General features: G+C 38.9%; 1 protein-coding gene (running past one end of the window). It reads left to right on the forward strand.

Annotated features, from left to right (window positions below; genetic code table 11):
• Positions 1–12,034: the 5' end (the start) of a DUF7507 domain-containing protein gene (locus ACSHWW_RS13580; RefSeq protein WP_435683010.1), read on the forward strand. The gene runs 15,245 nt beyond the window's last position; only the first 12,034 of its 27,279 coding nucleotides appear in the window; the start codon lies at positions 1–3; its stop codon lies off the right edge, out of view.

Genomic DNA, 12,034 nt, shown 5'->3' on the forward strand with positions numbered 1-12,034 from the left:
ATGACTAATAAATCAACCAATGTGTCGTTCACAAAGCTATTTGCATTTGTGGCAGTTGTATTTATATCCATCTTCTCTCTTACCGCTTTTATAGGCCTAGATGATGTTTCTAATAAAATGAAGGCAGCTTATGAAGACTTTTTTGCAGGCTCTGGAGTTATTGTTTGGGAAGAAGATTTTGGTTTCACGGGAACTCGAGCAAACTGGCAAAACGATTTTCCAGTAACCTCTGCCTCTAAAGATGGAACTACCGTCACCGTTTCAAATGATAATCTCAATAATTCTATAAATGAGATATCTGTAGTTAACGGTTTTGGTTTTGGTAATATTTTAGAGATTGAGAATGCGTTTGGAAGTGCAGGCGGTTCTACAACCACATTTGCTTTCTCTAACCCAGTAAGAAACCTTACGTTCTCTATGCAAGATATAGATGAGATATCTGGAGCGTTTGAAGATGAGGTTTTTGTAAATGCTTATAGACCTAATGGTACTATTATTCCTATAACCGCGTCAAATTATGGTGGAACACTAGGTTTTCACGTAGCTTATACAGGTAATAATAGATTCTTAGGAATAAATGGAAATGCGCCTAGTGGAGATACTGGTGGAATTCTTGACTTAACTTTTCCTGAGGAGGTGGAACGTATTGAGTTTATTTATAATAATATAGATGCTACAAGAAATTCTACACAACGTATAGGGATAGCAAATTTATCGTTTGCAAATGTTTTTGATTTTGATGATGATAATGATGGTGTACCTAATGTTAGTGATCTTGATGATGATAACGATGGTATCCCAGATGATATAGAATATTTTGGGTTCCCAGCACAAGGTCCAGATGCCGGTTTATGTGATCTTCCACCATTTGATTTTAGTAATAATCCTACCTTAATTGCAGGGGCAGACGGTCAGGTAGGGGCAACTTACCTTTATTCAAATGCAGCTTCAGGAGTAGATGCCAGAGTTACTATTTTAGAAAGAACTGGTGCAACTCTTAATACGATTGATAGACAAACGACTGGTTTGAGAGAAGCCTTTAATCCCGAGATTAGATTTACAGCTAGTGGTACTCCTGGAATCACCTTTAAAATGGATTTTGTAAACGCAGGCACTAATACTCCAGCTACTGCATTAACAAGTTTTGGTGGATCAGCTTATGATATTGATGGTACAAATGAAAAAGAGTCTCAGGTCTATTATGGTCTTGGGGCATTTATTTTAGAAAGCGATACTGGTTTGAGTACGAGTCAAGTTCAAGATCCTACTTATGGTGATGGTTTTGATTTTACAGCTGGTTCAATTCAAGGTCCATCTATTGATACAAATCCTCGTATTAGAGCATTCTTTCACTATCAAGGCGTAACTGAGTTCGTGTTTAGACTCCAATATAAAAGAGGAAATAGAAGTTATGGGACCACAAGACAGTTCTCATTAAATATAGATGAATGTACAGCATCTGAATATACAGATCCAGATTTAGTAATTGTTGATGGGTTGGATTTTGATAATGATGGTGTTCCTGATCACTTAGATCTAGATTCAGATAATGACGGTTTGCCTGATGTATTTGAAGCTGGTAATGGTGCGTTAGATACTAATAATGATGGTAGGCTAGATGATAGTGATCCAGGTTCTTTAGGAACAAATGGTTTTTACTCGCTAGTGGAAACAAATGACACGACAACTGGTGCAGCAAATTATTTCCCGCCTAACAAGGATGGAGATGAATTTGGCTTTAGAAAATTATTAGATTACAAAGATGTAGATTCAGATAACGATGGTATTACTGATGCTGAAGAAGCATGGGCTAATAACGCATCTATAGGAGACGCTGGGAATACAGGAACAGTAAATGGAACAATTTCAGATCCAGATAATGATGGATGGGATAACTCAGCAACAACAGTATGGGCAGGAGTTTCATCGGTAGCAAGCACAGATTATGATGGTGTTCCTAATCACTGTGATCTAGATAGTGATGGTGATGGATTGCCAGATACGTTTGAAGGAAACTTTCAAGTGGCAGATGGTGATAATGATGGTATAGTAGGAACTGGTACTCCAGTTGATAGTGATGGCGATGGACTTGCAGATTCTAATGATCCTGACGCTGCTGGAAATGTGATCAGTGGTTTTGGTTTCAATCAAGACCGTGATGGTGATGGAGTTAAAAATTACTTAGACCTTGATACTGATAATGACGGTATCATAGATAATATAGAAGGATTACCTACTACATCTTACGTTGCACCTGCAAATAATGATAGTGATGGTGATGGAATTGATGATAGTTATGATGTAACTACGGGAGGAATTGCAAACGGTTATGCAAATACAGATGGTGGTAGTGCACCAGATTATGCAGATACAAACGCAGACGATCAAGATGGTGCTGGTGGAGACCCTAATGATTTAAGTGAAAACTTCTTCGGTCCTTCAGGAACTCTTGCTGGATCTGAAGTAGATGCAAATAACGATGGAGTTCTAGATGCATCGGCATTTAGTGATGCTGACGGTGATGGGATCTCAGATGTTTTTGATTTGTCTAACGGTAATGGAACACTTGCAAATGTTACAAACGGCGGGCAAAACCCACAATCGCAACCTAATACACAACTAGCTGCAACGGCCGAAAGAGACTGGAGAGAATTGTTATTGCCAGATAATGATGGTGATGGAATTCCAGATAATGTAGATATTGATGATGATAATGATGGAATTACTGATGGTAGAGAAGGTTGTTATGAATTTACATTTAATTCGGTTACTTCAAACCCAGGTGGAACTTTCTCAGGTAGTTTTAATGGAGAGCCTTTTACACTTGTTGTAGATACAAGAAGTGAATTATTTACAAATGTAGATTTTACAAATACTACGGCATTTGATCCTGCAGGTACCGCATTAACATCAGCAGTCCTAGATGGTGCTTTAACAGCAACATTAAATTTTCCTAATGGTCCAGTAGAAAACTTAAGATTAAACATTAGAGGGATTAATAATACGACTTTAACCTTTACTGAAGGTGGTGTTGCAAGAGATTTAAATATTATTATTAGTGAGCCTAACTTCACTTCTCCTACATCTAATAGTGTTGCTACACCAGCTTTAGGTGGTGGTAATGATGAGAGTGGAACTATTGAGTTTTTACAACCTATTTCAAGTTTAACTATTACAGGAAATGGTAATAGTGGAGACGGCTTTTTTATAGGTGGATTTAGTTGTGAAGCTATTGATAGCGATGGAGATGGTATTCTAGATATTTTTGATTTAGACAGTGATAATGATGGGATTACTGATTATGCAGAAGCTGGTGGAACTAATGATCCTGATGGAAATGGTCAGCCAGGCACTGGAGTACTAGCAGACGCTGCCGAAGTTGATGCTTTAGGTAGTCCATTAATAAGTGGTGCATCTATCGTGTTAATCCCAGGAGATTTTGATGGTGATGGATTAGATGATTTCTTAGATTTAGATTCAGATAACGACGGTATTCCAGACACCATAGAAGCTGGTGGTACTGACGCAGATAATGATGGTCGTTTCGGTCCTGGTTCATCAAATGATAGTGATGCAGATGGTCTTATAGACGCCATAGATCCTTATGACGATAGAGACGGAACAACAGATACGGCCTTGAATACAGCAAGTCAGTTGCCGGTTCCTAATTCAGACTCAAATGGTAATCCAGATTACTTAGATAGAGATAGCGATAATGATGGAATATCAGATGTTGTAGAATCTGGAGGAACTGATCCAGATGGTGATGGTGTTATTGGAACAGGAGTTGTAATTGATACTGATCAAGATGGATGGAGTGATATCACAGATTCAGATAATGGAGGAACAGCTTTCTCTAATACAGATGCAGACGGTGATGGCTTATTAGATAGTCAAGACTTAGACAGTGATAATGACGGTATTTATGATGTCATTGAAGCTGGTGGGGTAGATGCAGATAATGACGGTATTATAGGAAGTGGAGCAATTACAGATACTGATGGTGACGGTTTTAGTAATCTAGTAGATACTACTGACGGTGGTACAAACGTACCAGATCCTGATACTGATGGCGACGGAATTAAAGATGTAGATGATCTTGATAGTGATAACGACGGTATTTATGACGTTATAGAGTCTGGAACAAATGCAGTTGACGCTGACCAAGATGGTCGAGCAGATGGTGCTCAAACACCTACTGGTTTAGTCAGTACAGTGGCTTATACAAATCCAGTGGACTCTTTCAATACTGCTGGAGATAACCTACCAGATTATCTAGACCTAGACAGTGACGATGATACGATTCCAGATAACGTAGAAGCACAGACCACGATTGGTTATGTATTACCTGTAGAGGATGACCCAGCAACAACTACTATTAATGAGGCAGATACTGATGGAAATGGTGTAAATGACGCTTATGATACAAACGGTAGTCCAGTAACGCCGGTGAATACAGATAGCGCTTTCGCGAATGCTGACACTACACCAGATTATTTAGATACAGATAGTGATGGTGATTCCTTACTAGATAGTGCTGAGGTTTCTGGTCCTTATGCAGAAACTTATACAGATCCTAATGGTACATTAGATAACCCACAAACTCTTCCAGATTTAGATGGAGATTTAGGTTTGACCAATGCTGACGCCACAACAGGAGATGTAGATTATCGAGATGCTACAGATAATCAACCAGATAATGATGGTGATGGAGTGCCAGACACAGTAGATGTAGATGACGATAATGATGGTGTCTTGGATGTAGATGAAGTTTGTTCTCAGGCAATTTTAACTGATTCCACAACTGGAGATAATCAAATTGAAGGAACTCAGGATGGTAATTCTTTTGTCCTTAACGGGCAGTCCTTTGGTGGAACTCCTATTAGTATAACTACTACAGATGCATCTGGTTTAGCACAAGAACCTAATCCAGGTACAAGTGCTCAAATAGTAAATTTAGATGCAGGAGCAGATTTTACAATCAATCTTTCAACACCTGTTACAAATTTAAGATTGCACATCAACCAGCTTGCTGGGCCATTGACATTTTCAGAGCCTTTTAGAATTGTAAGTACAGGACCTATTGGTAGTGCGTTGTTTCAGGATCCAGGAAATGTGCTTAGAAGTTCATTGGCAGGTGGTGAAGATGGTAATGGAACGATAGAATTTTTAAATCCAGTATCAAATCTAGTTGCTACTGGAACTGGAACTACTGGTGCCGATGGATATTCAGTTGGACTTGCCTCTTGTGGTACAGATACAGATAATGATGGAATAATAAATAGCTTTGATCTTGACAGTGACGGCGATGGTATCCCAGATAATGTAGAAGCACAAACAACTGCTGGTTGGATCATGCCTTCTGGAACAGTTCTTCCAGCTTCAGATCCTAATTTCCCTGGATTAGACACAGCATATACCACTGGAACTGGTTACCCTACAAATGCAATCACTCCAGAAAACACAGATACAGACACAACACCAGATTATTTAGATTTAGATTCTGACAACGATGGAATGCCTGATAGCGTTGAGAGTGGAATCGATCTTTCAGGTATTGACGCAAACAATAATGGACTTGATGATGTTGATGATAGCTCAGATAATACACTTATGGCACCGTATACAAAGCCACAAGGTAACATCACAGACCCATCGACAGATTTTAGAAATGCAGATGGAAATAGCGGTGACGTAGATTACAGATCATTACCAGATAATGATAATGATGGAATTCCTGATTCAGTAGATGTGGATGATGACAATGATGGAATTTTAGATGGCGCAGAATGTAATCCACCAGTGAGATCAAATTATATTTTTATTACACCTGCTGATCTTGGTGTTTCTGGAACTTCTACGACAAATTCAGTGAACGCAACTGCAGATGTGAGTTCAAAATTTGGTTTACCTACAGGTTCAATTATAGTAACTGTAGTTAATGGTAATACAGTTGAAGCTGGTGGAAATACAGGTTGGAGAGTTTCGACAGGTTTCCCTACTCGTTTTGAATTTACAGGAACATTACCAGTTTATGCAAGACCAGGTCATGGATCTGCACTTACTGATAATGGAGATCGTGATGGTTTCATTGACCTAGGTGGTGCAACTTATGTAGCAACTTCAACAGTTGAATCTGGTTACGCTTTCAATAATATAGTAAATAATTATTTCTGTGAGGTAATAGATGAAACTCTTACTGATGGAACTCAGCAAATGATTTGGTTCTCTGATGGACCATCGACCGGTATTGAGTTTTATACAACTAATAATACTTCATTCGGTAACGCAGTTAATTTCGCACTGTTCCCAGAATGTGATGATGATCTTGATGGAATTATCAATAGTCTAGATTTAGATGTTGATAATGATGGGATTCCTGATAATGTAGAGGCACAAACAACTGCTGGATGGACAGCGCCAGACACATCAAATGTGCAGCAAATAGGAGATCCGTTCCCGGGATTACCTTATCCTGTTGGATTTACACCATTTTCAGCTTCAAATGTAGAAGATACAGATGGTGATGGAACGCCTGACTATTTAGATACAGATTCTGATAATGACAACATTCCAGATAGTGAAGAGTCTGGAGTTACACTTTCAGGTTTAGATACAAATGGCAATGGACTTGATGATGCAGCTGATGATCCTGCAAACGACACATTGATTTACACATTACCTCAAGGTAATGTTTCAAACCCAGCTACAGATTATACGGAGGCTGATGGAAATGCCCTTGACGTTGATTACAGATCTTCCCCAGATTTTGATGGTGATGGAATTTCTGACTTAAATGATATTGATGATGATAATGATGGTATTTTAGATATCGTAGAATCATTAGCTTTTGATCCTGCAAATCCTGCAACATGTATTTTCCCGACACCTAATTTTGATGCAACTCGAGTTTCTAAAACAACAGATGCAGCAGGTGGTTTAGAAAATGATGTATTTACTTTTGAAGAAGTAGTAAACATCGCGGGAACAATTCTTGACGCTCGTGTTACAATTGTCTCTGCTACTGCAAATGTTTCTGAGGCAACTTTTCAAATAGATAACGATGCGCCAGCTGCAGGTGGTGATGCTTCTTACTGGCAACCTCGTTACGATGTTCCAGCTGGTGAAACTGGAATCGTTCAATTTAAAGTGGAACTTGTGTATCAAGGTACTCAAACGGTATATCCAGTATCACGATTCTCTGCCACATTCAATGATATTGATGGAGTAAATGCAAATGAGACTATAATACTCTCAAATCCTGGGATTTATGTAGTTGATGAAGCAACTCAATTAGATATTAACACTACAGTGGCTGGAGTTGAATTTAAAGGCCCTGAAATTACGTATCCTGGAGTTGATTTAAGAAATGATATCGCTGTATATGCAGCTTATTTCCGCACATCAGAATTCAATTTTACAGCATCTGCTACTAATACGACGATGACTGGTAATAACAATTTTTTGTCAATTGATTTCAACGTTTGTTCTGTATCTCGCTTTGCAACAGGTGGTAATGATTATGATTACGTGGTTACTGATGGTATTGATTCAGATGGCGATGGCTTTACTGATGAGACAGATATCGATTCAGATAATGATGGTATTCCTGATAATGTTGAAGCACAAGTTACTGATCCTGCTGGATATATAGCTCCTGCTGGAGGTGACTCAGATATGGATGGATTACTAGATGTTTATGAAGGTGCTGGTGATGATGGTTTAACTCCATTAGATTCTGACAGCGACTTTACACCAGACTATTTAGATTTGAACTCAGATAATGAAGGTGCAAATGATGGTATTGAAGCCGGATATGCATCAGCTGCAACTAATACAGACATAGATGGTGATGGTTTATTAGATGCTTATGATGATAATAATGTAGCATTTGACTCAAATGATGATTTAGATACAGGAGCTTCGACATTACCAAACCTTCAAAATTCTTTGACTCCAGAAGTGGACTTTAGAGATGCTACTAAGGATTTTGATATGGATGGTATTCCAGACAGCGTTGATGAAGATGATGATAACGACGGAATTACTGATGTTGAAGAGAATATGTATTGTCAAGATGCATCTACAAATAATTTCTTATTCAGAGAGACATTTGGAGTAGGCGCTAGATCATCTAGTACATTTGTACCTACTACAGGAATTGGAGCTTATACTTATGAAGATGGTACTGGTAGTGCTGGGCCAACTACCCAGATTCAAGATACCGAGTATGCAATAATAGATCCCCAAAACTTACAAACTACTAGAGATGGCGGTTGGTGGAATAACGTAGATCCAGATCACACTTCTGGAGACACTGGTGGAAAGGTTTTGTTAGTAAACGCAAGTTTTGATCCTGGAACTTTTTATCAAAGAACACTCACGGGCTTAACAATAGGCGACAGATATGAATTCACTGGTTGGGCCAGAGATGGACGTAATAGCGCTGCACCTATTCCAGTGAATGTAACATTTATCATAGAGAACACTGCAGGTGTTCAATATGAAAGTAAGAGTACAGGAAATATAGCATTAGTCGATGGCTGGGTACAAACGACTATTACATTTACTGCTCAAGAAACCGATTTGGTGTTTCGATTGGTTAATAATTCACCAGGAGGATTTGGTAACGATTTATATATTGATGACATAAGTGTAGCTACATTTACTGGTTGTGACTTTGATGGTGATGGCGTGCCTAACCAATTTGACTTAGATAGTGATAATGACGGGATCTTCGATATCGTTGAGAATGGTAATGCAGCTTTAGATTCAGATGGAAATGGTCGTAATGATGATACGGTAGGACCTAATGGAATTCCTGATTCTTCTGAAGATGGAGGCGTTGATGGTAACGGGATTGCAGCAAATGCATTAAATTCTGATTCTAATCCTGATGATAATCCAAATCCTTATGACATTGATGCTGATGATGATGGGATTCCTGATAATGTGGAGGCTCAATCAACAGCTGGTTATATAGCTCCTCTTAATAATGGTGTCTTAACATCTGCAGATGTAAACTCAAATGGTGTTGTTATTTTATATCCTAATGGATTAAATCCTATTAATACAGATGGCGCTTTCGCTAATGGTAGCGATACGATTCCTGATTATCTCGATACTGACTCTGATGGCGATGGACTTTCTGATACTCAAGAATCTGGAGTAGGTGGTTTTTCAGGAACTGATGCTGACGGTGATGGACTGGATGATGCTTTTGATCAAAACAATACCTCATTTGACGTAAATGATGATCAAGAGGCAGGGGCAGCAAGTACTAATAATGATGATGTGCCTGGAACTCCTGAGGTTGATTTTAGAGAAATTCAGGACACAGACATGGACGGAGTTCCAGATAATGCAGACCTTGATAATGATAATGATGGTATTCCAGATGCAGATGAATGTTCTGGTGGTAATACGTTGCCTGGATTAATTGGTAATTACAGCCATAATAACTCTGCAAGCGCAACACAATTAACTGAGGCTAACCCAGATGGAGCAGATGGATTCTATATTCTTTCAAACGATGGTCAATCTTTTGGACCTGGTGTTTCAGCAATAGCAGCTTCTGCCTACGGTTTAAGTACTGCGGCACAATTAAACGGTGCAGATCAAACAACTCTGGCAGGTGCAATGACTGATGGCGATTATGCACAATGGGACTTTACAACAGGTGCATTTACAGATGTGACTACTTTAAACTCTTTTGGATATTCTCATTGGAGACAGTCTGATAATACAACTGCAATTGCTGGAAATTTCAACTACACAATGATGATTTCTGCAGACAATTTTGCGACACCAGGAATTGTTGTAGTTTCTGAAAGAGAATATGGTGATGAAACAGATCCAAATACTACGATAGTTGCAAACCCTAATTTCGGGATTAGACTAGCAGTAATGAACACGCAACCTCTTACGACTCCATTTTCATTAGATCCTAATTCAACGTATTCTATTAGACTATATGTTTATGGTGATAGTGATGCAAATGGTGAGATAATAATTGATGACAATAGAGTAACAGTTACTGCATGTGATTTTGATGGTGATGGTATTCCTAACCGTTTTGATCTTGATAGTGATAACGATGGTATTCTTGATGTAGTAGAATCTGGTAATGCAGCACTTGATACTGACGGTGATGGTATGGTTGATGGTCCTCAAGGAAATAACGGATTGCCAGATGCTGTTGAAGACGCACCAGAATCTGGAAATCTAACAAACCCTATTCCTAATACAGATGGAAACGGCGGTCCAGACTTCCTTGATATCGATGCAGATGATGATGGAATTCCTGACAATGTAGAGGCACAAACTACAGCAGGTTATCAAGCACCACTTGGAGCAGATGATGATAATGATGGAATTGATAATCAATATGATGCAGACTTCACGGGAAGTACTCCTATTACTCCAGTAAATACAGATGGTACTCTTGTAACTGGTAATGACACCATACCTGATTACCTTGATACTGATTCTGACGGTGATGGTCTTACTGACACGGTAGAATCAGGCGTTGGATTTTTTGTAGGTTCAGATACTGATGGTGATGGTCTTGATGATGGATTTGATCAGGATAACATGAATTACGATGTTAATGATGATCAAGATAATGGGGCAAGTGATACTAATGAAACAGATCTGGATACACCAGATGTCGATTTCAGGTCTATTCAAGACTATGATAATGATGGGATCCCTGACAGTTTAGATGTAGATAACGATAATGATGGTATTTTAGATACAGAGGAATTAGATCTTTCAGCTTGCGCACCTAATCAATACATAATTGAAGACTATTTAGGAACAGCTGGACCTTATACAGATACAATAAATGGTGAACTAAACGTTAATGGAACAATTGTTACAACGACAGTAACTGTAACACCTACTCCTGGACAATTGGCTGAACAGATGCCATTATTTCAAGGAGGAAATACTTTTAATACATTTACTGATGCTAATGGCGCTAGTGGTATAGGTTTTAGACCTTCAGTTCAAGCTACCATAATAAATCAAACCTTTAGTACTCCGGTTATTAACCCTATATTGGTGCTAACATCTTTAGGTGGCTCTGGAAATGTTCGTACAGTATCTTTTTCTGATCCTTTTATTCTTATAGATAGTTATGATGATATGGTTTCAACTCCTGGCTCTACACTAGTCGTAACGGGAAACACTGTAGCGGGAGACGAAGATGGAGTTGTGATACAATTTTTAGGTACGTTTACAAGTATATCCTATTCAACGAATACGAATGGGACTTCATCAATAGCGGAAAGGTTTGACCAGGTATGGTTTATTCCTAATCCATCCTGTATCGACGTAGATGGTGATGGTATCCCAAATAATCTTGACTTAGACTCAGACAACGACGGTATTACAGATGTAGTAGAGTCAGGAAATGAAGCACTAGATGTTGATATGGACGGTAGAGCAGATGGTGGAGTAGGATCCAATGGTCGTCCAGACACAACTGAGAGCAATACAGATGGTGGAGCTGATACAACGCCAAATCCAAATAGTGATTCTGATAACTTACCTAATTTCTTAGATATAGATTCAGATAACGACGGAATCGTTGATAACAATGAAGCTCAAGGAACCTTTACTTATATCCCACCTACTGGCAATGATTCAGACGGTGATGGAATAGATGATTCTTATGATCCATTACATGATGGACCGCTTTCAACTACGAATCCTGATCCTGGAGCTGGAACTTATATAATACCAGTTAATACTGACGGTTCAGCACCTACAGGAGCAGACGCTACTCCAGATTATATTGATTTAGATTCAGACGGTGATGGTGAAAGTGATAATATTGAAGCTTATGATACAGATGGTCCAGGTGATGGTGTACCTAATATAGTAGCTTCTGGAAACGATAGTGATAATGATGGACTTGATGATGCTTATGACACAGATGGGACTGGAACTGTAAATGTAAGCGGTCCTACTGATGGTGGAGAAATTCCTAGAGGTTACCCAGATACTGATATGGTTGGTGGTGAACCTA

It is taken from the genome of Nonlabens sp., assembly GCF_051251825.1.
GTDB lineage: Bacteria > Bacteroidota > Bacteroidia > Flavobacteriales > Flavobacteriaceae > Nonlabens.